Origin of the sequence: Albibacterium sp. (assembly GCF_035514885.1) — a bacterium.
Taxonomy (GTDB): Bacteria; Bacteroidota; Bacteroidia; order Sphingobacteriales; family Sphingobacteriaceae; genus Albibacterium.
This window is the reverse complement of sequence record NZ_DATJCH010000024.1, coordinates 51,388-77,892: the sequence shown is the minus strand read 5'-3', so window position 1 is coordinate 77,892 and position 26,505 is coordinate 51,388. Positions and strand designations below refer to the sequence as shown.

Annotated in this window: 18 protein-coding genes and 1 tRNA gene; 14 read left to right on the top strand and 5 right to left on the bottom strand. The window is 36.5% G+C overall.

Annotated features, from left to right (window positions below):
- Nucleotides 1-19 precede the first annotated feature (19 nt).
- The gene (locus VL047_RS11455; RefSeq protein WP_325360683.1) at nt 20-1,420 is read left to right on the top strand and encodes a sugar MFS transporter; all 1,401 of its coding nucleotides are present in this window, start codon (nt 20-22) and stop codon (nt 1,418-1,420) included.
- A gap of 39 nt (nt 1,421-1,459) precedes the next feature.
- Here the strand turns inward: VL047_RS11455 and VL047_RS11450 are convergent, their stop codons facing one another.
- Both VL047_RS11450 and VL047_RS11445 read right to left on the bottom strand, forming a co-directional pair.
- A complete protein-coding gene (locus VL047_RS11450; RefSeq protein ID WP_325360681.1) occupies nt 1,460-2,494 on the bottom strand; it encodes a LacI family DNA-binding transcriptional regulator in 1,035 nt (344 codons plus the stop codon).
- A gap of 58 nt (nt 2,495-2,552) precedes the next feature.
- A complete protein-coding gene (locus VL047_RS11445) occupies nt 2,553-3,389 on the bottom strand; it encodes an endonuclease/exonuclease/phosphatase family protein (protein WP_325360680.1) in 837 nt (278 codons plus the stop codon).
- 271 nt (nt 3,390-3,660) lie between these two features.
- Between VL047_RS11445 and VL047_RS11440 the strand changes: the two genes are divergently transcribed.
- The 5 genes from VL047_RS11440 to VL047_RS11420 all read left to right on the top strand — a co-directional run bounded on the left by VL047_RS11440 (nt 3,661) and on the right by VL047_RS11420 (nt 15,833).
- Nucleotides 3,661-7,776 (top strand): hybrid sensor histidine kinase/response regulator transcription factor, encoded by a 4,116-nt coding sequence (locus VL047_RS11440; RefSeq protein WP_325360679.1) that lies wholly within the window; start codon nt 3,661-3,663, stop codon nt 7,774-7,776.
- A gap of 575 nt (nt 7,777-8,351) precedes the next feature.
- Complete coding sequence (locus tag VL047_RS11435) at nt 8,352-9,779, top strand: IPT/TIG domain-containing protein (RefSeq protein WP_325360677.1); 1,428 nt, start codon at nt 8,352-8,354, stop codon at nt 9,777-9,779.
- Between the two features lie 35 nt (nt 9,780-9,814).
- A complete protein-coding gene (locus VL047_RS11430) occupies nt 9,815-12,880 on the top strand; it encodes a TonB-dependent receptor (protein WP_325360676.1) in 3,066 nt (1,021 codons plus the stop codon).
- Between the two features lie 11 nt (nt 12,881-12,891).
- On the top strand, nt 12,892-14,877 hold the full coding sequence (locus tag VL047_RS11425) for a RagB/SusD family nutrient uptake outer membrane protein (RefSeq protein ID WP_325360674.1): 1,986 nt from the start codon (nt 12,892-12,894) through the stop codon (nt 14,875-14,877).
- Nucleotides 14,878-14,906: 29 nt separating this feature from the next.
- The gene (locus tag VL047_RS11420; protein WP_325360673.1) at nt 14,907-15,833 is read left to right on the top strand and encodes a BT_3044 domain-containing protein; all 927 of its coding nucleotides are present in this window, start codon (nt 14,907-14,909) and stop codon (nt 15,831-15,833) included.
- Between the two features lie 214 nt (nt 15,834-16,047).
- On the opposite strand, the gene VL047_RS11415 is transcribed toward VL047_RS11420, so the two are convergent.
- Both VL047_RS11415 and prfA read right to left on the bottom strand, forming a co-directional pair.
- A tRNA-Asp gene (locus tag VL047_RS11415) sits at nt 16,048-16,124 on the bottom strand.
- 69 nt (nt 16,125-16,193) lie between these two features.
- Nucleotides 16,194-17,264, bottom strand: a complete 1,071-nt coding sequence (gene prfA / locus VL047_RS11410) for a peptide chain release factor 1 (protein WP_325360671.1) — start codon at nt 17,262-17,264, stop codon at nt 16,194-16,196.
- Between the two features lie 298 nt (nt 17,265-17,562).
- Here prfA and VL047_RS11405 point away from each other — a divergent pair, with 298 nt between their 5' ends.
- From VL047_RS11405 to msrA, 8 genes are all read left to right on the top strand, one after another.
- Nucleotides 17,563-19,944, top strand: coding sequence for a TonB-dependent receptor (locus VL047_RS11405; RefSeq protein ID WP_325360669.1), 2,382 nt, complete (start codon nt 17,563-17,565; stop codon nt 19,942-19,944).
- 161 nt (nt 19,945-20,105) lie between these two features.
- Complete coding sequence (gene pheS, locus VL047_RS11400) at nt 20,106-21,146, top strand: phenylalanine--tRNA ligase subunit alpha (protein ID WP_325360668.1); 1,041 nt, start codon at nt 20,106-20,108, stop codon at nt 21,144-21,146.
- 2 nt (nt 21,147-21,148) lie between these two features.
- Nucleotides 21,149-21,718 (top strand): TetR/AcrR family transcriptional regulator, encoded by a 570-nt coding sequence (locus tag VL047_RS11395; RefSeq protein WP_325360666.1) that lies wholly within the window; start codon nt 21,149-21,151, stop codon nt 21,716-21,718.
- A gap of 27 nt (nt 21,719-21,745) precedes the next feature.
- Complete coding sequence (gene rlmD / locus VL047_RS11390; RefSeq protein WP_325360665.1) at nt 21,746-23,155, top strand: 23S rRNA (uracil(1939)-C(5))-methyltransferase RlmD; 1,410 nt, start codon at nt 21,746-21,748, stop codon at nt 23,153-23,155.
- Nucleotides 23,156-23,157: 2 nt separating this feature from the next.
- Nucleotides 23,158-23,556: a hypothetical protein gene (locus VL047_RS11385; protein WP_325360664.1), complete on the top strand. Its 399-nt coding sequence runs from the start codon at nt 23,158-23,160 to the stop codon at nt 23,554-23,556.
- A gap of 8 nt (nt 23,557-23,564) precedes the next feature.
- Nucleotides 23,565-24,035: a nucleoside deaminase gene (locus VL047_RS11380; protein ID WP_325360662.1), complete on the top strand. Its 471-nt coding sequence runs from the start codon at nt 23,565-23,567 to the stop codon at nt 24,033-24,035.
- 88 nt (nt 24,036-24,123) lie between these two features.
- Nucleotides 24,124-24,732 (top strand): superoxide dismutase, encoded by a 609-nt coding sequence (locus VL047_RS11375; protein WP_325360660.1) that lies wholly within the window; start codon nt 24,124-24,126, stop codon nt 24,730-24,732.
- Between the two features lie 97 nt (nt 24,733-24,829).
- On the top strand, nt 24,830-25,546 hold the full coding sequence (msrA, locus tag VL047_RS11370; RefSeq protein WP_325360658.1) for a peptide-methionine (S)-S-oxide reductase MsrA: 717 nt from the start codon (nt 24,830-24,832) through the stop codon (nt 25,544-25,546).
- On the opposite strand, the gene VL047_RS11365 is transcribed toward msrA, so the two are convergent.
- Nucleotides 25,529-26,467, bottom strand: a complete 939-nt coding sequence (locus VL047_RS11365; protein WP_325360656.1) for a hydrogen peroxide-inducible genes activator — start codon at nt 26,465-26,467, stop codon at nt 25,529-25,531. The genes msrA and VL047_RS11365 overlap by 18 nt on opposite strands.
- Nucleotides 26,468-26,505 lie beyond the last annotated feature (38 nt).

Below are 26,505 nucleotides of genomic sequence, written 5' to 3'. Positions count from 1 at the left end.
GCAATAAATAATCATCAAAATGGAAAATCAAAGAGATCAATTGGAAGCTTCTAAAGGCTACGCTATACCGTTTACCGCATTAACTTCTTTGTTCTTTATGTGGGGTTTCATTACCTGCATGAATGATATTTTAATTCCACATTTAAAAGAGCTTTTCCTTTTGAATTACTTGGAATCCATGTTGGTGCAGTTTTGCTTTTTTGGTGCTTATTTTATCGGCTCACTTATTTATTTCATTACATCATATTATAAGGGTGATCCAATTAATAGAATAGGGTATAAAAATGGGATGCTCTTGGGACTTCTGGTTTCTGCTATTGGTTGCTTCTTGTTTTATCCGGCAGCTGCTTATTCTACTTATAGTTTGTTTTTAGGAGCTTTATTTATCTTGGGACTAGGTTTTACTTTATTGCAAATTACAGCAAATCCTTATGTGTCTCTGCTTGGTTCGTCAAAAGGAGCATCGAGTCGTTTAAATCTTTCACAGGCTTTTAATTCATTGGGTACTACTATTGCACCAATAATAGGTGGATTTTTAATCTTTGAATTGTTTTCTGATAATGGAGTTCTTTCTCCAGATGCTACTAAAGTGCCTTATATCATTTTCGCAATAATCTTTCTGGTTGTTGGTTTAATTATTTACCAGATAAAGTTACCTAGCTTTAAATCAGAGGAAACCGAACATCGTGATTTAGGAGCACTTCGCTTTCCTCAACTGAAGCTGGGTATATTTGCAATATTCGTATACGTGGGTGCTGAGGTTGCAATTGGGAGTTTTATGATTAACTTTCTAGGGCTTGCAAATATAATGGATATACCAGAAGCTATCAGTAAAAACTATCTTGCTTTATACTGGGGAGGAGCAATGATTGGTCGTTTCTTAGGTTCTGTATCCTTGCATCCAACTTTGTCATCAATTAAGAAAGTCTCCTTGATGTTAGGTATATCTGTGCTGGTTTTCCTTCTTATTTTCAGCATTGTAGATTTGAGCTTTGGGCAAATAAGTGGGTTTATTATTTTTATTGTTCTAAACTTGCTTGCTTTCTTTATCGGTAAATCGGCTCCAGCTCGTACCTTATCGGTCTTTGCTCTTGTAAATGTAATACTTCTTCTAATTGCTATATTCTCAAGTGGAAGTTTAGCCATGTGGTCTTTATTGGGTATAGGTTTATTCAATTCCATTATGTGGTCAAATATTTTTACCCTTTCAATTGTGGGGTTAGGAAGATATACCAGTCAAGGTTCTTCTTTATTGGTAATGGCTATTTTGGGTGGGGCATTAGTTCCTTTAATTCAGGGTGCGATAGCTGATAGCATTGGTTTACAGCAGTCTTATTTTATTCCGGTAATCTGTTATTGCTATATCGTGTTTTATGGCTATTTCTGTTCCAAAATTGCGAAGTTGAAACCAACTGCATAAAAGTTGAGCTAACTTATGCCTGTAAAATTTAGTCTGAGTTTATCTTAAGATGAGGTTGGTAGGCAGGATTATTTGGCGATTATTATCAAGGTTGGATTTAGAATCGAGTTCGCTTAAAATCAGGTTTATTACATTTTCTGCTATGCTTTCCAAGGGCTGCTCTATAGCCGAAATCTTTGGAGTATGGAGCTTAAATAGATCCCTGTCATCATAAGCAATAACCAGGAAATCTTCATTTATTTTTTTATTTAGCTCATTAATTGCTGTCAGTCCGCTAAGTGCCAAGTAATTTGTTGCAAATAATATTGCATCAATACTTTCTGTGGTTAATAAGGATTTAATCTGATTTACGGTATCTTCCTTTGGTTGATTAAAGGGAATCTTTAGCGCTAATCTTTCATTAAATTTAAGTCCGTTATCATCAATAGCTTTTTTATAGCCTATATATCTTTCTTCAATTTGCTGTACTTGTAGGTCAATAGATACAAAAGCAATATTTTTCTTTCCCCTCGTAATGAAGCTCTCTACAGCCTTATAGGATGCTTCTAAATGATCCGCACCTACATATGGGATTTCTAAACCGGGAAGATTCCTGTCGAAGAAAATAATTGGTTTACGATCTTTTAATAATTGAGTTACATCTTCTTCAATACCAAGAGTAGGTGCTATTATGTAGGCATCTACATTTCTGCTTCTTAGCATATCAATAAGGTCTTTTGCTTTGTTGATGTCATTCTCTGTACTTGAATACATTATTTTATAGCCCTTTTTATAGGCTTTATCTTCAATGAGACGTGCAATGCTAGCAAAAAAAGGATTTGATATGTCTTCTACGATTAAGCCAATGATTTTGCTGTTTCCGGTTCTGAGACTTCTTGCTACTTGATTGGGTTTGTAGCCACTCTCCTTTATTGTTTTCTCAACTTTTTCTATAACAGCAGCACTTATAGCCATTTGTTGTGCCTTACCATTTAAGATAAAAGAAACAGTAGTAATTGAGACATTTGCTTGTTTAGCTATATCTTTTATAGATAAACGCTTTGCGTTTGACAAAGGCTTGTTTAATTTAGGCACTTAATAGTTAGTTAATCAGTAAGGGCAAATCTACAAAATAAATAAGAATCTCCTTATTTTAAGGAAGTGACAAAACACTTATTACCGGGAAATGGTCAGAGGGATATTTGCCAAAATAGCTATCGGTTAATATTCCCCATTTTGAGACCTTGATGCCTGGTGTAACAAAGATATGATCGATGACTGTTGAACTAGCTGGGGTTTTAAAATTATTAAAACTTCCGTTATTATGATAAGGTTCCTTTACTAAGGTATAGGTATCAACTATTTCTTTCGAATCTTGCAGTATTTTATAAGGCTCACTTTCATGATCGGCATTTAAATCTCCTACAAATATAACTGGTTTCCCTTTTGCTATTTCCTGGATCTTTTTCAGAACCAGCTTACTGCTTTCTTTACGAGCTATTTGTCCTTGGTGGTCATAATGAGCACTAAAGAAAAAGAATTCTTTACCTGAATCATTATCTTTTAAATTGACCCAAGATACAATTCGGTTACAACATGTTGCATCCCATCCTTTGGCAGGTATATCAGGGTTCTCGGCCAACCAGAAATCTCCTTGGTTTAAGCGAGTAAATTTGTCCTTTTTGTAATAAATGGCAGAATGCTCTCCTTGGGTTTTGCCATCGTCTCGTCCTTTTCCGTAACGAGAATAAGTTGGCAACAAACCGTCTAAGTCGGCTAGTTGTTCAGGAAGGCCTTCTTGTGTTCCAAAAACATCAAAATTATGAAACCGGACTAAGGCTGCTACATAGGGAGACCTATCTTGCCATAAATTACCTATGTCATTCGAACTTGCATACCTGATATTATAGGTAGCCACCTTTAATTCCTGGGCAAAAGCTGATGTGCTTATCAGTAATGATAGTAATAATGCTGTATATATTTTTTTCATTTTTTAGTTTCTTAGATATTAACATAATTCTACAAGTAACCATTCGGAGTAGATAAAGATACTTTTTTCTAAGAACTCTCCCTTGTGATGATGAAATAATATTGTTTTTTTAAGCCTTTTAAATTAATGTTTGTGATTTAAACTGAAATTGCTAATTTTAGCTTCATCAGATTTTAATGGACCAAACCATTAAATAAACCTAAAATAATTACTTTATGCCTGAGTTATTTCGATTCTTGTTAAATATGTGATTATTTCAAAGATTTTTAGAATGTTAAGAAGGCAATTGAAGTATTTCTTAATTATTATCTTTTCGTCGTTACTTTCGATCGATAGTATGGCTGAAGAGCGCTACCTGAATTTCATGAATTTAAGTAGTAGAGATGGACTTTCTTCTAACATTGTTAATATAATCTTGAAAGATCGTTACGGCTTTATGTGGTTTGGTACAGATGATGGTTTAAATAAATTTGACGGGAAAGAATTTAAAGTATATAAGCATAATTCTGAAGATCCATCTACTATTCCTACCAATGAAATTGTGGATCTGCATGAGGATAAAAAGGGAAATTTGTGGATAGCAACCGGTGAAGGATTGGTTTTGTATGATCGCAAAACAGATTCATTTAAGAAATTTGAAGAAAGTACCCGGATGGTTTTGACGGCTATTCATAGTGATCAATTAGGTAACATATGGCTTACGGGATTCAATGGAATATTAATTTTTAATCCAGAGACTGGTCAGTTCTCTGAGCTTCCATTAATTAGTGAAAGGGATAAACACCTTGCTTCGTTTCCTATGGTACGTTTATTTAGAGATTGCAAAGGACGTATGTGGTTGGCTTCAAGTAATGGTTTACTTCGATATATTCCTGATAAAAAGGCATTTAAACAATATACTCATTCAATTGCAGAGATTAATAGCTTGAGCAATAATGCTGTTAAAGCAATATATGAAGATAAAGAGGGGAGTCTGTGGGTTGGAACTGATGGAGGGGGAGTAAGCCGTTTGTTGGCTAATGAAAAAGGATTTAAAAACTATAGTTATTCTGCTACTGATCAAAATACATTGAGTAGTAATCTTGTCTACTCCTTATCAGGTGACGTAAACGGAAAAATATGGATAGGAACTGAAGAGGGGTTGAATATTCTGGATAGTAAAACTGGGAAGGTGTTACGTGTGGAAGGTAGTGGAAGAGGTAATTTTAGTATGGTGGGGAATTCTGTGAAAAGTATACTTGTTGATGACGAGGGAATCTCCTGGGTAGCTACTTTTAGAGGAGGAGTAAATAAATATGATAAAAACCTTCCCTTTTTTAATCTAAGACAGAGCAATCCTTATGATAAATTTGGGTTAAGTGCTCCAGTAGTAACATCTTTTGCTGAAGCTATTGATGGAAATATTTATGTAGGTACCGATGGAGGAGGGTTGAATGCTTTTGACATTCAGACAGGTGTTTTTCATAAAGTTCCACTTGTTGGAGGGTTCAATGAGTTAGCCATTCTCTCTATGGAAAAGGTAGGTTCAGAAATATGGATAGGAACATTCCTTAATGGGTTATTCATATTGGATACAAAGACAGGCATCAGCAGACACATAAAAAAAGGCAATGAACCTTATAATATTAGTAGTACTGATATCTTTAGTATTAAGAAAGATAGTCGAGGAAATGTTTGGATAGGTACTAATGGTCAGGGAGTAGCTCGTTATGACTCAGATAATAAAGTTTTTCACCATTTTGCTTTTAATAGACAAGAAGGTAGAAATATTAATCTGAACGGATATATCCGGGTTATAGAAGAAGATAGCGAAGGTAAAATTTGGATTGGGTCTAATGGTGAAGGAATCGCTGTATATGATCCGATTTCTGGTTATGTAAAGAATTTGAATAGAATGAATAGCAAACTACCTAATAGTTCTATTACAACGATTCACCCTGCTAAAGGTGGAGGAGTATGGATAGGAACTAGGGGTGGTGGACTAACATTCTACAATGCGGAGGATGGGGTAATGACTACTTATTCCGAAAAGGATGGGCTTGCCAACGGTGTGATTTATAAGATTCTAGAAGACAGTAAAGGTAAAATATGGATCAGCACTAATCACGGCATAAGCAGCTTAGACTTGCGCACGAAAAAATTTAAGAATTACTCTTATTATAATGGCATTCAGCGAGGCACATTTGTTTTGGGTGCAGGTTTAAAGCTTGCAGACGGAAGTCTGTTTTTTGGAGGTACGAATGGTTTCAATTATTTTAATCCTCTCCAATTAAATGTAGATAGAAAAATACCCAAATTATTACTAACAGATTTGAAGGTATCAAATCAGAGTGTAATACCTTCCGAAGATGCTCAGATTAATAAACACATTGCCATAGCAAAGGAAATTAATCTGAATTATAAACAGAATTTTTCATTGAGTTTCATTGCATTGAATTATACCTCTCCACAGGAAAATAGGTATTTTTATAAGCTCGAGAATTTTGATCAAGACTGGAACGATGTAGGTTCTTCTAATACAGCAGTATATACCAATCTCGATCCGGGAGAATATATTTTTAAAGTAAAGGCCTCCAGTGAATCAGGTGAATGGAATACACCGGAAGTTTCTATCAAAGTATATGTGCATCCTCCTTTTTGGCTAACGTACTATGCATACGCTTTCTACATTTTATTAGCAACTCTTATTTTATTGTATATCCGTTATAGAGGAATTCAGAAGCTAAAAGCCAAATTTTTGATCGAACAGGAGAAGATCAAGGTAAAACAATTAATAGAGCAGGAACGTAGGGAAGCAGAACGTGTACATGAGTTTGATCAGCTGAAAATAAAATTCCTGACTAATATTAGCCATGAGTTCCGTACACCTATCTCTCTGATTATGGGTCCAGTAGAGCAGCTTTTACAGCAGGAAATGGCTTCCAACTCTAATCAACTTAAAATGATTCGTCGCAATGCTAAAAGGCTTCTTAACCTAGTAAATCAGTTGCTCGATTTCAGAAATATAAGACAGCATGAACAAAAGTTAAATGCTACAGTAGGAGATTTTATTGCCTTTTCACATGATGTTGCAGAATCATTTAAAGACCTTGCAGATCGTAAGCATATAAATTTTGAGTTCAGAAGTTCGGTGAAATTTTATTTCGCCATTTTTGATCATGATAAATTAGAACGTGTTTTATTCAATCTTTTGTCCAATGCTTTCAAGTTTACTTTAAAAGGGGGCGAAGTGATTTTTAAAGTAGATCAACTAATTGGGTCAACTGGATTGAAAGTGACCCTTAGTGATACGGGTATTGGTATGGATGAATCAGTTAAAGAGAAAATCTTTGATCGTTTTTTCCAAAACGAAGCAGATCCTGCAATCCTTAATCAAGGAAGTGGCATTGGTTTATCCATCACTAAAGAGTTTGTGAGGATGCATGAAGGAACTATCGAGGTAGAAAGTATAGCAGGAAAAGGCTCTGTATTTACAATACATTTTCCTTTTCAAAAAGTTGAAGATACTCTTATATTGGAAGAGGATGCAATCGTATCAGAAAAGAAAATTGCAGAAGAGAATTCTTTTGAGAGCGAAGATAAAATAATTGCCGAGGCCAGAAAGCCGGTGATTCTATTGGTAGAAGATAACGAAGATTTTAGATTTTATCTTAAAGATAATTTACAGCATGATTATCAGGTTGTAGAAGCCGATAATGGAAGGGACGGCTGGCAAAAAATATTATCATCTCATCCTGATATTGTAGTGAGCGATATCAGTATGCCTTATATGAGTGGAATTGAGTTATGCAGAAAAATAAAAGCAGATAAACGAACCAATCATACACCGGTATTGCTATTGACGGCTTTAACGGGCGAGGAAGATCAGTTGTTGGGTTTAGAAACCGGAGCAAATGATTATATGATGAAACCTTTTAATTTTGATATACTTAATGTTAAGATACGTAATCTGCTAACGCTAAACGAAAGTCTTAAAAACACGTATAGCAAACGGATCAATGTTTTGACTCCGGAGATAGAGGTAGAATCTGATAATGAGAAATTGCTGAACAAGGTAATTCAATATATCGAATCGAATTTAACCAACCCTCAATTGTCTGTAGAAGATTTAAGTCGTCACATTGGAATGAGCAGAGGTTCGTTGTATACAAAGGTGCTTGAACTTACAGGCGAAAGCCCTGTAGAGTTTATCCGCTCGTTAAAATTAAACAAAGCAGTAGTTTTGTTGGACAAGAGCGATATGAATATTTCACAGATCAGCTATGCAGTAGGCTTTACTACTCCCAACTATTTTGCAAGAGCTTTTAAAGCTAAATTTAACATGTTGCCTTCTGAATATATGAACCTTAAGCGGTGTGAAAGGTCCTCTTTGATATATCAAAAGTAAATTAATCTTCCAAAAACATTTATAATTGGACAAGTTTTTATAGTTGCGTTATAGTGTAACTAGTTAGTTATCAATAGTTATTGATCTGATTGAACAAATTAAATATCATTTTGAACAATTGTGCTATCTTAAAATGAATCTCTCGATTACATTTGATTAACCAATTTACCTCGGTCGACCCATAATATATTTTGGTGCAATTATTTTGGGTTGATGGAGTTACGTTGTATTAGCCAATTATACAATGTTGCAAGAACTATTATACTAAACTAATCTAACACTAAATTATTATGAAAAAAAAGTACTCTTGCTCCTTACTCTTCCCCTGCTGTTTACACTTAATATTTCGAAGAACACCCTACAGCGGTATTGGCACCAACAGCATGCTTGATTGTTAACTTCATGATATCTGTTGGTTTATAAACCTACCAACATCGGTTTTACTAATTGCTGAATTTGTACATAATACACTATGTAAGTTGGTTACGTACAAGCTGAAGTTATGAACTTGATGATGTTTAAAAGCGGAAGATTCGCATGTAAACCATTTTTGATTTAATTTAAAATAGAAAAGAATGAAAGAAAGTATTCAAATATTTTTTTTGGCTATTGTCTTAAGTATTGGTTTTGTTGCCTGTAATAGTGGCACAGAAGAGATCGAGAAGATTCCAGCAATAGCAAATAAATATGATTCAACAAAGCCAACATCAGTGACTGGAATCATACCATCTTATGGAATCATTGACGAGGATTTTATCGTTGAAGGGAATTTTCCAGGTAAACTTGAGGATATGAAAGTTTACTTTGGGGATAAAAGGGCGGTACTTATATCAACTGATGGAAAGAGTATCACCGGACTTGTGCCGAAACAAAGTGATGGTTATAACCCAATATCGGTCGTAGTAGGTTCAGATAGTCTCACACTAGAGGGAGTTCAATTTAAATATAAACAAAGCCGATCAGTGAAGACCATTGCAGGAAGGCTAGGAGTTGATGCTTGGATGGCTGATGGAGATTATTCAAATGTTGATATAAATGCTGTGACATTTGGTGAAGTACATTATGTTGGAACTGTAAAAGGAAGGAACGAAGACATTGTAGTCATGGTTGAAACTGGATGGGGTAATCGAGTATTTATAATGTCGTTAGATGATAGTAAGTTGCAGAAAGTTTCAAGCCCTGCAAATCTTGGCGCTCCCGCAGTGCCTAGCACCCGAGACAAATTCTACGGTGTCAAAATGAGAGGTGACTGGGATGGGAATGATCATGCGGTTTACGTATTTAGCCCAGAAGAAAGTTGGGCTGGAAATCCTGTAGGTATCGTGATTACGAATGCAGATGTAGACAATACACACGGTGCTTCATCTACTTTTGGTGAAGATGATAATACACTTTATTGGTTAGATAACAAAGGTAGGATTGCAGAAATCGACCTAGCTGCAAAAAGTTATAAGATTTTTAGTGCGGCCGATCAAAAGCCAGGTTCTATAAATCCTGATAACTATGGTGGTGAAATTAAACCTAAGGATGGTTTAGCAATAAATTTGCCTAGAAATTTTGGTACTTGGCAGGATTCTTACATTACTTACAGTAAATACCACAATTGTTTCTTTGCTTCCTTCAGCCAAGAGCATGCTATCTACCAGTTGACTAAGAGTGCAGATGGTTCATGGATTAGTACACTGTATGCTGGACACAATGGTTCTGGGTTTACTGCTGGAAATCGCTTGAAAGATGCCCAATTTAATCAGCCACATGGGATGGTAGTTAACGATATGGGGGAGATTCTTGTGGTTAATAGAAATGGACAATACATTAGTAAGATTGTAGGTGATGCAGTTGAGCTTGTCGCTGGAAGACCGGGCAGTAATAACCCTCTAGTTAATGGTGATCCATTGGAATCGCGCTTTAACAGTCCAAGGAATTTAGCAATCGACTTTGAAGGTAACTACTATATTGCAGGAGGAAACGATCGCACGGTTAGGAAATTATCTATTGAATAATTCACAAGGAATTTAACCCTTTTATATATTGAAAAATGAATAGGATATTAACAATTATATTTGTTTGTTTAACATTGTTATGGCAAATCCCTCTGTTCGCACAGTCTAATTTAACTGCCAGTGGTTTGGTTATGTCAGAAAATGGAACAGTGTTATCAGATGTTTCCGTGTCGGTAAAAGAAAATCCGAACAATGGAGGCGCAACCGATCCAGATGGACGTTTTAAGATTACAAATTTAGAGAAAGGACAGACTCTTGTTTTTTCTTTGGTTGGATTTGAAAAACTTGAAGTTCCAATCGAAAAGACAGATGAGCGCATGCGTATTGTTCTAACGGAGACGTTTATTGAAATGGAGGAAGCTATTGTCGTAGGTCATAGTACTCAGCGTAAGATTTCAGTAACAGGAGCGATTACCAATGTTAAAGTAGATGAATTAAAGGTACCATCTACATCCATTGCAAATATGCTGGGTGGGCGTGTACCGGGTGTTGTTTCGGTACTTCGAAGTGGTGAGCCAGGACAAGATCTTTCTCAGTTTTGGATTCGTGGAATAAGTACGTTTGGTGCGGGATCATCAGCATTGGTATTAGTTGATGGTGTAGAAGGTAACATCAATACTCTTGATCCAGAAGATATCGCAAGTTTTACAATTTTGAGAGATGCTTCTGCTACAGCCGTATATGGTGTAAGAGGTGCAAATGGTGTTGTATTGGTAACGACGAAAAGGGGAACTGCAGGTAAGCTTGCTGTTAGTGTTAAGTCTAACGTAGGGATATCATATTCTCCTCGTATGCCAAATTATATAGATGCCAATAGATATGCAAGTCTGGCCAATGAAGCTGCATTGTCAAGAGGATTGGATCCTATCTATAACGACGTTGATATAGAACTTTTTAAAAGCGGTATTGATCCAGATCTTCATCCTAATGTTAACTGGCGGGATGTTTTATTAAGAGACTATACATGGAATCAACAATCGCATTTCAGCGCTTCAGGCGGTGGACAGGTTGCTAGATATTACATGAGTTTGGGATTGCTGAACAAAGACGCATTACTGAAGCAGGATGCTGGGATTAATAAATATGATACAAATATTGGCTATAAACAATATAATTTCAGAGCTAATATCGATATAAACCTATCGCCGACTTCGATACTGACTTTGGGAATGGAAAATGTAGTTGTTAATCAAAATTTCCCAGGATTTGGGAATGATAGTCAAGCGCTTTGGGATGCACAAGCTAACATCACACCTGTTACTGTGCCCGTCGTTTTCTCAAATGGCCTACTTCCAGCATATGGTAACAATAATGACCAGATTAATCCATATGTCTTGCTTAATCATACTGGATTCAGAAAGTATTCAAGAAACACAAACAACTTAAACTTGGGATTTCAGCAAGATCTGAAGATCATTACTGAAGGACTTAGCTTTAATGCATTGTTTAATATGAATACTAATAGTGAAGCATCATCAGCCAGAACTAAAACTCCGGCCCTTTACTACGCACGCCCAAGAAAGAGAAATGGAGAATTAAATTTAGAAAAGATTAGAGATGCCTCTGATCCTGTTTATTCAGTTGCTACTGATAATGATAGAAAATATTATTTTGAAGCGAGAACAAACTATCAGCGTACTTTTGGGGATCATTATGTTACCGGTCTTACACATTTCTATGTTGAAGATTATATTAGTTCACTTAATAAAACTGATTTAACTGCAATACCGAAACGATATATAGGTCTTTCAGGTCGCGCTACCTATTCATTTAGAAATACATATTTTCTAGAAGGAAATATTGGATACACAGGTTCAGAAGCCTTTGAGAGAGGGAAAAGATTTGGTGTTTTTCCTGCTGTTTCGGTTGGGTGGGTACCTACGAATTACCATGGTGTAAAGGAAATTGTTCCTTTCCTCGATATGTTAAAAATTAGAGGTTCATATGGAAGTGTTGGAAACGATCGTATGAATACTAGATTTCCATACCTGACATTAATGGGACCTAGTGGAAGTGGTTTGTGGAACTCAGGAAGTGGATATACAGAAACACAAGTAGGTTCCTCAAATCTGCGATGGGAAACGGCAACGAAATCAAATTTTGGGCTTGATGTAAATTTTCTGAACAATAAGTTTGAAATGACAGTTGACTTCTTTAAAGACGTAAGATCTGGTATTTATCAACAAAGAGCGAGTATTCCTGATGAAATGGGATTAGTAACCTTACCGTTCGCCAATGTTGGAAAAATGAAGAGTTGGGGTATTGATGGTTTTGTTTCATATCGTCAAACGCTTAGTTCAGATGCTTCTATGATGTTGCGTGCTAATTTCACCCAATCTAAGAATGAAATATTAGAGTTTGAAGAATCGATCGTTCGGTTTCCATACATGTCAAGTACAGGATATCAGTGGGGTATAAACCGAGGATTAATTGCATTAGGGTTATTTGAGGACGAAGAGGAGATTCAAAACAGTCCAAGACAGACATGGGAAGGCGAAGTATTACCAGGAGATATCAAATATAAAGATATAAATGGTGATGGTGTTATCGACGACTTTGATGTTGTTCCTTTAGAATATTCTAATGTACCGCAAATACAATATGGCTTGGCCGCAGAATTTAATTGGAAGAAATGGAGCATTAGTGGACTTTTTGAAGGAGTATCACGTGTTAAGTACTTTAGTGGAGGTAATGGTTTCTTCCCTTTTTCTGGGAAAGAAATTGGAAATGTGTTGGATATTGTGGCAGATCAGTCAAATAGATGGACTTCTTCTTTGATTTCTGGGGATCCATCAACTGAAAATCCCAATGCACAGTTTCCTCGTCTCTCTTACGGAGGAAATAGTAATAATAATCGGGCATCTACCCACTGGTTAAATGATGGTAGTTATTTACGATTGGCTAATGTCCAACTTTCGTACCGAGCAGAAGGAGCATTTTTGCAACGTCTTGGTATCAGTAGTGGAACATTTAGTATAGTTGGTGATAACTTACATGTCTGGGATAAGGTTAAGATTTTTGACCCAGCTCAAGCTTCCTCAAGTGGAGCTGCATACCCAAGACAGAGTGTTTATACCATGCAGGTGATTCTTAAATTCTAATTTTAATAGCTATGAAACCAATTGTGAAAATATTTAACCGAATACTATTACTATTATGCAGCGGAACACTGTTGTTGTCGTCCTGCGAAAAGTATATAGATATTGACGAGTACGTTTATGACAAGATGACGATCGATTCAATTTTTGTCAGTAAATCTAGAGTTCTGGAATACATTAACGGGACCGCAGCCTACTTGAAAGACGAGTCAAATTTCGTGGGCGACTGGGATATTCATGCGAATTTTCCTAGTGGTATGGGATCGGATGAGGCGATTCAGCCTTGGATTGATGACAACCACCCTGGCAGCAGTCTGGTAGTGGATGCTGTGACTCCCCGAAATACAAGAAACGTGAATCCATGGCCAGATTATTACAAAGGGATCCGAAAAGCAAATATAATTATAGCGCGTATCGGTGAAACTAAAGAATTAACGGATGCGGAGCGACGTGATTATACTGGCTTGGCACATTTCCTCCGAGCATATTTTTATTATAGTTTGGTAAGATTGTATGGTCCTGTTCCAATACTTCCAGATCAACCATTTGATACCGATGAGGCTGTTGAAAATGTGTCTTACGAGCGATCCACTTTTGAGGAATGTGTAAATTATATTACTGATAATTTAGAGAAAGCGGCTGAATTGCTTCCTAACGAGCGAGCAATTTCGTTTATGTACATGCCTACAAAAGGCTCAGCATTGGCTGTTAAAGCAAGATTGCAATTATATAATGCAAGTCCACTTTACAATGGAAATACCTATTTTTCTGATTGGGTGCGTTCTGATGGTACTCACTTTATTAATCAAAGTGCCGACCCAGCTAAATGGGGTATGGCTGCCGCTACCTTTAAGAGAATTATTGATCTAGGGAAATACGAGCTGAATACTCAAGATAAAATTGTTACCACAAATGGAACGGGTACCATGGAACTTCCAGATACTAATGATCCTAATTTGAAAACGATGCCATTCCCAAATGGAGCTGCAGATATTGATCCTTATAAATCATACCGATCAATGTTTGATGGCAGTGTACGTCCCGAGAATAACAAAGAGCTGATTTATTTTAGTGATCGAATGGATGTAGACGATAGATTTGCTTTTCCAGCAGGAGGGCTCGGTGGCAATAGTACACTCAGCGTGACTCAAGATATGGTGGATGCGTTCAGAATGGCTGATGGTCGTCAATACAGTGAAGCTTCTTCAGAAGAAAAGTCTTCAGATCCTGTAGGGGTTGGTAGGGTGTTTTCAAGTGATTATATACTGAGTCCGGAAAGAGCAGTAATGCACGATAATCGCGAACCAAGGTTTTATGCTATTATTGGTTTTAACCATACCATCTGGCCAAGTACATCATTCAGAGGAACAGAACCTTACAAGAATTTCAATGCAACCTATTACAAAGATGGGAATGCACGTGGAGATAATTTTAGCTATAATAGAACAGGGTACACCGTTAGAAAATATATTAATCAAGAAGACATTAATCACTGGAATAGTACTAAGCGTCCTAAGGTCTATCCTATTTTCCGATATGCCGAAGTGCTTTTGGGCTATGTTGAGGCTATGAACGAAATGACAGAGCCATATACGGATGAGTCAGGTGTGGCAGTTGTTAGGGATCCGGCAGAAATGGTGAAATATTTCAACCAAATTCGGTATCGGTCTGGGTTACCGGGGATTACTTTGTCAGATGCATCGGACCGTGAGCGGATGCGTGAAATCATAAAACAGGAATGGCAAGTAGAGTTCTTTTTTGAAGATCATCGTTATTTTGACCTACGTAGATGGCTGGATGCACCGATGGCGTATAGAAAACCTGTGACTGGTCTGGATGTTAGTGCTAGCCGAAGCGAGAGGGATAAATTTTATACAGTTAGAGTATGGAATACCGAAGCCGCAATGAAACGAGTTTGGAGTAACAAAATGTACTTTTTCCCGATAAGCCAAAGCGTACTTGATAAAAACGCCAAATTGGTACAGAATCCTGGTTGGTAATTATTTGATTGAACTAAACTCTTTAAAAAATGAAAAAAATAATATTGAGCCCAATAATTCTGCTGGTATTGTTAATTGCCGGTTGTGATACGGAGTCTCCACTTGATATGGATCTATTTCCTCCTAAAGTATATATAGTAGATGCTGTGAATACGATAGTAGATAGGGATTTGGATATCGGTAACGAAACCGATACAATCTCAATTTCAGTAGCTGTTGGTGGCTCGCGGCCATTAAGTCAAAATGTAGATGTGCAGGTGGCAGAGGATCCTCTTGCCATCGGAATATACAATACTCGCGAACTCTCAGCAGAAGTAACGCATTATCAAAAACTGGCTAGCAGTATTTATTCATATCCTTCTGAGCAAGTAACTATACACGCTGGTGAAGTATATAACACGTTTCCTATTCTTATTCAGCCGGCAACCTTGCATGTCGATTCATTGTATATGATTCCCTTGAAACTGACTGGTACAAGTGCTTTTGAATTGAACAAGGAAGACACAGTTGCTTTAGTCAGAATAAATATGGTGAATAAATATTCTGGTCTTTATTATATGGATGCCGTGATCAGGAACACTACAAATCCAAACGATACTTTGGTTTATCAAATGGTGAGGAATTTGCAAGCAACAGATAATGGAAATACTGTTAGAATGTATCATTATAATAATGAGTTCAGTCAGGGAGATTTTATTGATTACCGTCCTTCGCATGCATTTAAGATTACAGCTAACGCAGATAATTCTCTATCATTTAGTACTTGGGATCAGTTTAAGATCATCGATGGAGGAGGGGTTTATTTGCCCGAATTGAAACTATATGATTTTTGGTATACATTTGACGATAATGGTGTCATTAAAAAAACCGAAGGGTATTTATATAAAGAACGCAAAACTTCAGAAGAACAACGAATAATTGATGACTGGTTAGAAGATAAGCGCAAGGGAAGATAAAGAGGATTTAACTTACGTTGCGAAAGATGCAACAATTTTTACCTGGAGGCTTTTTGAGAAGACCTATGAATAATAGGGATCTTAAAAAGCCTCCAGTTTGTTTTATCTTTGGTCGAGAGAAGGATTACATGGCATACAGCCGAGGGATCCTTAAGACTGTGATTTATATAAAAGAAGAAGCCTGTAAGTGTAACACTTACAGGCTTCTTTAATCTGGCGGTCCGGACGGGACTCGAACCCGCGACCCCATGCGTGACAGGCATGTATTCTAACCAGCTGAACTACCGAACCGTTGTTCCCTTTTGGGAATGCAAATATACTGCGATTTATATATTTCACAACATTTTTGTGAAAAAATATTTACATATCGCTCTCTTTCATCTTTTCTGCATTTTCTGCAAATTGCAATGCATCGATAATCTCTTGAATATCACCATCCATAACTGATGGAAGGTTGTACAGGGTTAAACCGATACGATGTTCGGTTATTCTTCCTTGTGGATAATTATAGGTACGAATTTTTGCTGAACGGTCACCGGTTGATACCATTGTTTTACGTTTTGCAGCGATATCGCCGTTTTTCTTAAATAATTCAAGCTCGTATAGCTTAGAACGAAGCATATCCATTGCGAGCTCGCGATTGGCTAATTGAGAACGTTCTACCTGACATACAACAACAATTCCGGTTGGTTTATGAGTTAGCTGAACTTTGGTTTCTACTTTGTTAACGTTTTGTCCGCCGGCCCCTCCTGAACGTGAAGTGTGAAAATCAACATCTGCCGGATTAAGGTATACGTCTATTTCTTCTGCTTCTGGCAAAACTGCAACGGATGCTGCTGAAGTATGAACACGGCCTTGGGTTTCGGTATCGGGTACGCGTTGTACACGATGAACGCCTGACTCGTATTTTAATGTGCCATACACATCTTCACCAGTTACTTTCAATATAACTTCTTTGTATCCTCCTGCTGTTCCTTCAGTAACATCCATGGTTTCAACTTTCCAGCCTTTATCTTCGAAATAGCGCGTATACATTCGATATAAGTCTCCTGCAAATAATGCTGCTTCATCACCTCCTGTACCTCCTCGGATCTCGATTATAGCATTTTTAGCATCTTCCGGATCTTTTGGAATAAGCATTAAGCGGACAGTTTCCTCTAATGTTTCCTTTTCTTCCAATAAAAGATCTAATTCTTCTTTGGCCATCTCACGCAATTCCTGATCTTTTTCATTCGCTAAAATATCACGGTTGCTTTCAATATTGCTTACCACATTCTTGTAAATATGGTATTTGTCAACAATTTTACCTAAGTCTTTATATTCTTTATTAAGCTTGGCAAAGCGCTTCATGTCGTTAACGGTCTCCGGATTGCTCAATTCGCGTTCTACGTCTTGCCAATGTTCTTTAATAGCCTGTAATTTTTGTAACATATTTTTATTTGGGCTGATTTAATCTGTTTGTGATTCTTCGCAGATTTCTGCAAAACTAAGATTTTTTCTTCATTTTCTTTTATGTGGGATTTTCTTTTACCTTTGTCGCATCTAAGGGGGTGTTCTGAATATAACGAAATTCAGGGCTGAGATTATACCCATCGGTCGAATTTACTTTTCTGAGTTAAATTCTTCTGTGGACCTGATCCGGATAATGCCGGCGTAGGGAAGGTAAATAAAATAAGGGCGGAGACAACCCTCGTCTCTGTTATGTTTTATTAAAAAAATCAAAAGAACAATGAAAAAAGCAATTGCACTATTGGCGATTGTATGGCTGCCTGTATGGTTGCTAGCACAAAACACAATCCGCATCGAGGTTAAAGATGCAAAAACGATGGAGCTATTAACAGGAGCTTCGATCCGAATTAAAGGAACGCCTTTGAGGGGGCAAACAAATTCGAAGGGTCAGATTCAATTAAGTAATTTAAAGGCGGGAAGTAATCTGCTTGTGGTGAGTTATTTGGGTTACAAGACAATTGAGAAAGCTATTAACATTCCACAAGATCAGGATCTTTTGATTCTAATGGAACCATCAAGCTTTTTGGCCGATGAAGTAGTTGTACAGGCCACTAGGGCTTCTACTAATGCAGCAACAACATTTAAGAACCTTTCGAGTGATGAAATCGCTAAGAATAATCTGGGACAGGATATAACTTATTTGTTAAATCAAACCCCATCGGTGGTGGTTTCTTCGGACGCCGGTGCTGGAGTTGGTTATACCAATATGACCATTCGGGGAAGTGATAGTCAGCGAATTAATGTAACCATTAATGGAATTCCATACAATGATTCTGAGAGCCAAGGTTCTTTTTGGGTAAATATGCCTGATTTTGCTTCATCGGTAGATAATATTCAGATACAGCGAGGTGTTGGTACATCAACTAACGGGGCAGGTGCTTTTGGAGCGAGTGTTAATATTCAGACAAACCAACGGATTGATACGGCTTACGGTGAGTTGGATAACAGCTTTGGGTCGTATAATACGTGGAAGAATACAGTTAAATTAGGTACTGGGCTTGTTAATAATAAATTTAGCTTGGATGCTCGTCTTTCTCAAGTTAAATCGGACGGATACATGGATAATGCTTTCTCTGATTTAAAATCGTTTTATGTTTCAGGAGCCTGGTATGGAGAAAAAAGCTTTTTAAGAGCGAATGTATTCTCCGGAAAGGAAAAAACTTATCAGGCTTGGAATGGTGTACCAGAGGAATTATTAAAGACCAATCGTACTTATAATGAATTTGATTATGAAGATCAAACGGATAATTATACACAAACTCATTATCAGTTATTATATTCAAATCAGCTAAGTTCAAAACTATTGTTAAATGGAGCTTTACACTATACTAGAGGCTTAGGTTATTATGAAGAATATGAAGATGATGCTGCATTTGCAGATTATGTATTGGACCCGGTAGTAGTTGGTGAAGAAACTATTGAAACTACTGATTTGGTAAGAAGAAGGTGGTTGGATAATAATTTTTACGGATTTACTTATTCTTTGAATTACAGACCTACAAATTTATTGAATTTGACATTGGGAGGCGCTTATAATGAATATAAAGGAGATCACTATGGAGAAGTGATCTGGGCAACTTATTCTTCAAACCTGAACTTAGGCGATAAATACTATTTGAATGATGCCACAAAGAAAGATTTTAATATATATGCTAAGGGAGATTACAAATGGGGTAATCTTAATTTCTTTGGTGATATACAATATAGGAAGGTTAATTATAATTTGAGTGGAGATAATCGCGATTTGAGTGTCTTAGAACAAGAGGCTAAATATAATTTCTTTAATCCGAAGGTTGGTTTAAGCTATAGTTTCGATAATAATAGTAATGTCTATGCATCGGTTGCAATGGCGAATAAAGAACCTGTTAGACGAGATTTTACTGACTCATCGCCCTTAAGCAGACCTTTGCCAGAACGGTTAACAGATATTGAAATGGGGTATCGCATTTCCTCTAGTAATTTTAATGTAGGTATCAACGGATATGCCATGCTTTATAAAGATCAATTGGTAGTTACAGGGCAGATCAATGATATTGGGTCGGCAGTCCGTGAAAATGTAGATAAAAGTTATCGCATAGGCGCAGAAGTAGATGCCAGTTGGCAGCCTTTTGCTAATTTTACTTGGAGAGCAACTGCTGCATTTAGTCAGAATAAAATCAAAGACTACACATTCTATACCGATATCTATGATGCTAATTGGGATGTAACAGATCAGAAGGCAGAAACTTTAAGCAGAACAGATATTGCGCTTTCCCCAAATACGATTCTTTCTAATGAGTTTGCATATATTCTTTTTAAGAGAGCTGAACTTGCTTTGATAAGCAAGTATGTTTCTCGTCAATATTTGGATAATACAGCAAATAAAGATAAAAGTATTGATGCTTTCTTTACATCTGATTTACGTTTGAGTTATCAGACACCTATTAAGGGATTAAAAAATTTAGGAGTCACATTAAAAGTGAATAATCTTTTCAACGAACTATATGAATCGAATGGCTATACATTTGGTTATTTTAATCCAGATGGTCAGCTCGAAACATACAATTATTATTTCCCTCAAGCAACTCGTAATTTCCTATTAGGGCTGAATCTGAAGTTTTAGTAATAATTTATTTTTTTATAAAACCCTGGAATCAATTTCCAGGGTTTTTTGCATTTCCATACTAATGACGTATTTTTACGCAAAAATATACACCTAGGTATAAGAGTTTGCAATAAAGCACCTTGAAGTTGATTTAAGGATGTATATGGAATTTCAAGATAATGGATATAAAGACCAAAATACAGGAATATACAGAAGAGATTAATGCTTTTAACGCTTCTACAACAGAAGAAACTGAAGCTTTTCGTTTGCGCTTTTTAGTAAATAAAGGGATTGTACGCTCTTTGTTTGAAGAGTTTAAAACAGTTTCTACAGAGGAGAAGCGAGAATTAGGTCAGGTACTTAATGTATTTAAGCAATTGGCTGAATCTAAACATAAAAGTTTGTTGGAGCAGATAGCGGATAAGACAGAGAAGGCGGGAGCTTCAACTCAGGATTTATCCCTTCCTGGAAAAGGATTTGAGTTAGGTTCAAGACATCCATTGTCTTTGGTTCGAAAGGAAATTGTTGGGATTTTTAATAAAATGGGTTTCATCGTTGCTGAGGGTCCTGAGATTGAAGATGATTGGCATAATTTCAGTGCATTGAATTTTCCTGAAGAGCATCCTGCGAGAGATATGCAGGATACCTTTTTCATTGAAAAGAAAGAGGGTAATGATATTGCCTTACGTACGCATACTTCTTCTGTTCAAGTAAGAATGATGGAAAATGGGAAACCTCCTTTCCGGGCTATTATGCCTGGTAGAGTTTATCGGAATGAAGCCATTTCAGCTAGGGCACATTGCTTTTTTCATCAAGTTGAAGGATTGTACGTTGATGAAGGTGTTTCTTTCGCCGATTTAAAACAGACTTTGTTCCATTTTGTTCAGGAGTTATATGGTGAAGATACCAAGGTTCGGTTTCGACCTTCTTATTTTCCCTTTACGGAGCCTTCTGCGGAGATGGATATTTCTTGTACAATTTGTAAAGGTGCGGGTTGTACCCTTTGTAAATGGAGCGGTTGGGTAGAGATTTTAGGTTGTGGGATGGTAGATCCGAATGTATTGGAAAACTGTGGTATAGATAGTAAAAAATATAGTGGATTTGCTTTCGGAATGGGTATTGAACGTATCACTAATCTTAAATATGTGATAAAGGATTTACGCTTGTTTTCTGAGAATGATATTCGGTTCTTAAGGCAATTTGAGACTGAGACAATTTAACTATGGTAGCGGATAAAGTTAAAGCATGTATTAAGGATTCTGCAAGAGAGTTGTTTCGTCGTTACGGTTATAATAAAACAAACGTAAATGAGATTGCTCGTGATGCTAAAGTTGCTAAAGCAACAATTTATAAGTATTTCGAAAGCAAAGAAATGATCTTGCATGCTATTTTAATGGAATACATCCGCAAGAGTGTAAAAGATTTAATTAATAACTCACCACAAGATTTAGATCTAGAATCTTATCTTAGTAATTTAATTCTAAAGGTGAGTAAGTTGTCCTATACTATCTGTAATGAGTTTGTAGGATGGGATTTTATTCGTGAATCTGCCAATGCGCAGGAATATCTGAAAACTCTTTCAGATGACTTGGAAAATTTATTAATTCTGTCCTTTCAAGAGAGCGACCGTGTCTCTATACCTCTTAATAATTTAAGGTTTTTGGTTAATTCAAGTAAAAGTATAGTATTTTCTTTTGCATTTACTTCTGTAAGTGTTGCCGATGTGAGGAAGAATTTTATTTCATTCCAAAATGACATGCTTCCCTTTTTAGTTAAAGCAGCTATTGCTTAAGTGATATTATGTGTAATTTCGCGGAACATGAGAAAGACAGTTAGGGAAAAGATTCGCATTAATAATGTGGAGATCATAGATATTGCCGAAGGTGGTAAGGGGGTAGGAAAAGCAGAAGATTTAGTTTTATTTATTCCGCATGCAATTCCGGGCGATGTAGTAGATGTAGAGATACAAAGAAAAAAAAAGAGTTTTGCTGAAGCAAACGTACTGGAGTTAAAAACACCATCATTACACAGAACTGAAGCTCTTTGTAAACATTTTGGAGTTTGCGGAGGGTGTAAATGGCAGCATATGAACTATGATGCCCAACTGTTTTACAAACAAAAAAGTGTGGAAGATGCTTTATCCCGTATTGGAAAAGTAGATACTTCCTCTATAGAGGCGATTTTGCCTTCTGAAAATACAACCTATTATCGGAATAAATTAGAATATACATTCTCGAATCAACGGTGGTTAACTCCTGATGAAATTAGCAGAAACGAAGAGTTTGAACGAAATGCACTAGGGTTTCATGTTCCCTTACGTTTTGATAAAATTCTGGCGATTAATCATTGTTATCTTCAGGCAGATCCATCTAATGCTATTCGTAATTCATTAAATGACTTTGCAATTCAAAAGGGAATTAGTTTTTATGATTTACGTAAACATGAGGGAGCATTAAGAAACCTGATCATCCGAAATACATCAATAGGCGAATTGATGGTTATTGTTGTCTTTGGCTATCCGGAAGGTGATAATATTAATGATGTGATGAGTTTTCTTCAAGCATCTTTTCCAGAGATTACGTCGTTACTTTATATTGTTAATCAGAAAAAGAACGATACGATTTTTGATCAGGATATTCATGTTTTTACCGGTCGTGATCATATTTTTGAGGCAATGGCTGACCTTAAGTTTAAAATTGGTGCTAAGTCATTCTATCAGACGAATTCTTTACAAGCACATGAATTATACAAAATAACCAAGGACTTTTCAGGATTGAATGGTACAGAATTGGTGTATGATTTATATACTGGTGCAGGTACCATTGCTAATTTTGTTGCCAAAGATGCCAGAAAGGTAATTGGAGTTGAATACGTCCCTACTGCTATTGAAGATGCAAAAATCAATTCTGACATTAATGGGATTGAAAATACAGATTTTTTTGCAGGTGATATGAAGGATATCTTGAACGATGAATTTATTGCCCTTCATGGTAAGCCGGATGTTATTATTACGGATCCTCCCAGAGCTGGTATGCACCCGGATGTTGTGGAAAAAATATTGGAAATTGGAGCAGAAAAGATTGTGTATGTAAGTTGTAATGCGGCTACACAAGCACGCGACTTAACTGTTTTAACTCATAAGTATGATGTTAGTCGGATTAAGCCTGTTGATATGTTTCCTCATACTCAACATGTAGAGAATGTAGTGTTATTAACTCTTAAAAAATAGCTATGGATTTACAAGATTTGTTACTTCCTCCTTCTGAAGGTGATGGAGATGGTAAAAAGAAGGATAGTCCGTTAAAAAGCTTAAAGGTTGATCTTGATTTCTACAAAGAGTCTATCCGTGAGGTTGCAGCAGAATTATTAGCAGAGAGCTATACGCAATATCCAATATTTGTTGCCCATCAACATGAAGTTAATGTAGGTGAGATTATTTTGGATAAGGCTGAACTAGGAACAGATTGGACTATTCAAGCGTCAAGCTTAGAAGAATTCCTTGAAATAGGGATTATTAAAGAGGACAAAAAGGAAGCCTTTATAAATAAGTTTAAGAAGGCGGACGATTTCATGTGTCTTTTTGTTGTTGTTCCTGAAGGAGCTAATTTTGTTTTTTATCCTTATGATTAACTACCTTCATGACTTATATTAATTTTGCGGAAGAGAATAGCTCAGTTGCTGACGAGCATTTCATGAAAGAAGCTATAAAGGAAGCCTTAATAGCAAGAGATCTTGATGAGATTCCAATTGGTGCGGTTATCGTTTTTAAGAACAGAATTATAGCCAGAGGACATAATTTAAGTGAGAAGTTAAATGATGTAACAGCACATGCAGAAATGCAAGCATTTACTTCTGCATCTAATTATATTGGAGGAAAATATTTACAACAATGCACACTCTACGTTACTTTAGAGCCTTGTGTAATGTGTGCTGGAGCTTCTTTCTGGACTCAGATAGGTCGTATTGTTTTTGGCGCAAAAGATAATAGAAGAGGATACTCTGTTTATAATTCATCAATAACCCACCCTCGCACAGAAATCACTTCAGGTATTCTTGAAGAGGATTGTTCAAATCTAATAAAAAGCTTTTTCCAGCAGAAAAGACGGTAATCATGATACGAATTTGACTGAATTGTCAAACATATACCATACATTCTCGTTATATTTGTATATTAATCATTTTTAAAATCAAAGTATTATGGCATTCGAATTACCGGCGTTACCTTACGCCTCAGACGCTTTAGAACCTTCTATTGATAAAGAAACCATGGAAATTCATCATGGAAAACACCATCAAGCTTATGTAGATAACTTGAATAAAGCTATTGAAGGGACAGATGCTGCAAATCTTTCTCTAGAGGAAATCATTAAAAATATTTCAAAGTACAGTGCTGCTGTTCGTAACAATGGTGGTGGGCACTTTAATCACTCTTTATTTTGGACTGTATTGTCTCAAAATGGCGGTGGCGAGCCAACTGGTGAGTTGGCAACTGCAATAAATGAAGCTTTCGGATCTTTTGATGAACTTAAAAAACAATTACAAGCAGCTGGAGCAACGCGTTTTGGTTCGGGTTGGTCTTGGTTAATCGTGGATGGTTCAGGTAAATTAAAAGTTAGTTCAACTCCAAATCAAGATAATCCATTAATGGATGTTGCAGAAGTTAAGGGAACACCGATATTTGGGATTGATGTTTGGGAGCACGCTTATTATTTAAAATATCAAAATAAACGTCCGGCTTACCTTGAAGCTATCTTCAATGTTGTTGACTGGAATGCTGTAGCGGATCGCTTCGCTAAAGCAAAATAATGCGTTTGTAAATTTTTTAACGGCGATGTTGTATTTAACAGCATCGCCGTTCTTGTTATATATATTTTACTTAACTTTAATAAGTTAGAAAAAGATTATGTTAGGAAATAGTAGAATATCTCAGATTATTGTGTTTTTCTTTACTTTGACGTTTGCTGTATCGGCTTGTGCGTCAAATACAAGTTCGCAATCAGAAGTAGTAAACGCAAATCAGGAAAACAAGATTTTAGTTGCTGATAATCTTCCTTTAAATGGTGATGGAGGGTTAGATACAGCAACTTTTGCTGCAGGATGTTTTTGGTGTGTAGAAGCACAGTTTCTTGAATTGGCAGGTGTAAAAGCTGTAATTTCAGGTTATTCAGGAGGTACAACGAAAAACCCTACTTATGAGCAGGTGTCAACAGGTAGGACCGGACATGCTGAAGCGGTAAATATTATATTTGATTCTGATAGTATTTCTTTCGATCAGCTATTAGAAGCCTTTTTTGTAGCGCATGATCCAACTCAATTTAACAGACAAGGGAATGATATTGGTACACAATATAGATCTGCCATATTCTACCATAATCAAGCTCAAAAGGATTTGGTAAATTATTATATAAATAAATTAAATGAAGAAAAGGCTTATCCTAAGCTAATCGTTACAAAGGTGGAGCCCTATACCGATTTTTATGAAGCGGAGGACTATCATAAAAATTTCTATGCTTTGAACCCAACTAATCCTTATTGTCTCCAAGTAATTCAACCCGAACTAGAAAAATTTAGGAAGGTATTCGCAGGGAGGCTTAAAGATGAATCAGTCGATGTGAATTAAATCTTTCTTTTTATTGGTTTTGAATTTTTCTGGAATAGCACTCATAATTTCTTTCGTTAATAAAGAAATAGCCCGCTGCTTGAGTGAATTCTTTGTAACAACTATTGATATTTCGCGAACGGGTTCTTGGGACTTAAAGTAACGTACTCTTTCGAGCTGGTCTTCTCCAAATTCAAGAATACTTAATTCGGGTAATATGGTAACTCCAGAATTAGTATCTACCATTCGTTTGAGCGTTTCCACACTTCCTGTGTTATATTGTAATGTTTCTTCAGGATGCATCAGGCGCTTTTTCTGGCATATATTTAATACCTGGTTTCGCATGCAATGGCCTTCATTAAGTAACCAAAGTTTCTCATTTAGAAGATCACTGGCACTGACCATGTTTTTTTCTTTCAGAGGACTTTGCTTAGAAATATAAGCCACAAAGTTCTCATAGAATAAAGGATGTTCAATCAATTCTTGATCTTCAAGAGGAGTTGAAAGGATGCCGCAGTCGAGCAAACCAAGTTTTAATTCCTGTACTACTTCTGTTGTCGTTGATTCCCAAACTTGCAGTTTCATTTTAGGATACTTCTCCATAAAAGAACCAAGAACGCGAGGTAATAGATAAGGTGCAAGTGTAGGAATGATGCCAATTTTGATCTCTCCACCTAGTTCATCCTTGGTTTCTATAATAAGTTCTTTTATTTTGTTCCCTTCTTTCAGAATTATACGTGCTTGATTGATAATCAACTTTCCAATGTCGGTAGGCAGGATGGGCTGTTTACTTCTATCAAATATCCGGACACCTAAAGAAGCCTCAAGTTTTTGGATCTGCATACTTAAGGTCGGCTGTGTTACAAAGCATTTTTCTGCAGCCATTACGAAACTCTTATAGGTATCGACTGCTATAATATATTCAAGTTGAACGAGTGTCATTTCAGTTTTATAGCTATAAATATAAGGAAATGGCTTGG

What these genes read in the sequence shown, in the direction of transcription:
- VL047_RS11455 (WP_325360683.1), top strand. Translation starts at nt 20, where the DNA reads ATGGAAAATCAAAGAGATCAATTGGAAGCTTCTAAAGGCTACGCTATA.
- VL047_RS11445 (WP_325360680.1), bottom strand. Translation starts at nt 3,389, where the DNA reads ATGAAAAAAATATATACAGCATTATTACTATCATTACTGATAAGCACA.
- VL047_RS11440 (WP_325360679.1), top strand. Translation starts at nt 3,661, where the DNA reads ATGTTAAGAAGGCAATTGAAGTATTTCTTAATTATTATCTTTTCGTCG.
- VL047_RS11435 (WP_325360677.1), top strand. Translation starts at nt 8,352, where the DNA reads ATGAAAGAAAGTATTCAAATATTTTTTTTGGCTATTGTCTTAAGTATT.
- VL047_RS11430 (WP_325360676.1), top strand. Translation starts at nt 9,815, where the DNA reads ATGAATAGGATATTAACAATTATATTTGTTTGTTTAACATTGTTATGG.
- VL047_RS11425 (WP_325360674.1), top strand. Translation starts at nt 12,892, where the DNA reads ATGAAACCAATTGTGAAAATATTTAACCGAATACTATTACTATTATGC.
- VL047_RS11420 (WP_325360673.1), top strand. Translation starts at nt 14,907, where the DNA reads ATGAAAAAAATAATATTGAGCCCAATAATTCTGCTGGTATTGTTAATT.
- prfA (WP_325360671.1), bottom strand. Translation starts at nt 17,264, where the DNA reads ATGTTACAAAAATTACAGGCTATTAAAGAACATTGGCAAGACGTAGAA.
- VL047_RS11405 (WP_325360669.1), top strand. Translation starts at nt 17,563, where the DNA reads ATGAAAAAAGCAATTGCACTATTGGCGATTGTATGGCTGCCTGTATGG.
- pheS (WP_325360668.1), top strand. Translation starts at nt 20,106, where the DNA reads ATGGATATAAAGACCAAAATACAGGAATATACAGAAGAGATTAATGCT.
- VL047_RS11395 (WP_325360666.1), top strand. Translation starts at nt 21,149, where the DNA reads ATGGTAGCGGATAAAGTTAAAGCATGTATTAAGGATTCTGCAAGAGAG.
- rlmD (WP_325360665.1), top strand. Translation starts at nt 21,746, where the DNA reads ATGAGAAAGACAGTTAGGGAAAAGATTCGCATTAATAATGTGGAGATC.
- VL047_RS11385 (WP_325360664.1), top strand. Translation starts at nt 23,158, where the DNA reads ATGGATTTACAAGATTTGTTACTTCCTCCTTCTGAAGGTGATGGAGAT.
- VL047_RS11380 (WP_325360662.1), top strand. Translation starts at nt 23,565, where the DNA reads ATGACTTATATTAATTTTGCGGAAGAGAATAGCTCAGTTGCTGACGAG.
- VL047_RS11375 (WP_325360660.1), top strand. Translation starts at nt 24,124, where the DNA reads ATGGCATTCGAATTACCGGCGTTACCTTACGCCTCAGACGCTTTAGAA.
- msrA (WP_325360658.1), top strand. Translation starts at nt 24,830, where the DNA reads ATGTTAGGAAATAGTAGAATATCTCAGATTATTGTGTTTTTCTTTACT.
- VL047_RS11365 (WP_325360656.1), bottom strand. Translation starts at nt 26,467, where the DNA reads ATGACACTCGTTCAACTTGAATATATTATAGCAGTCGATACCTATAAG.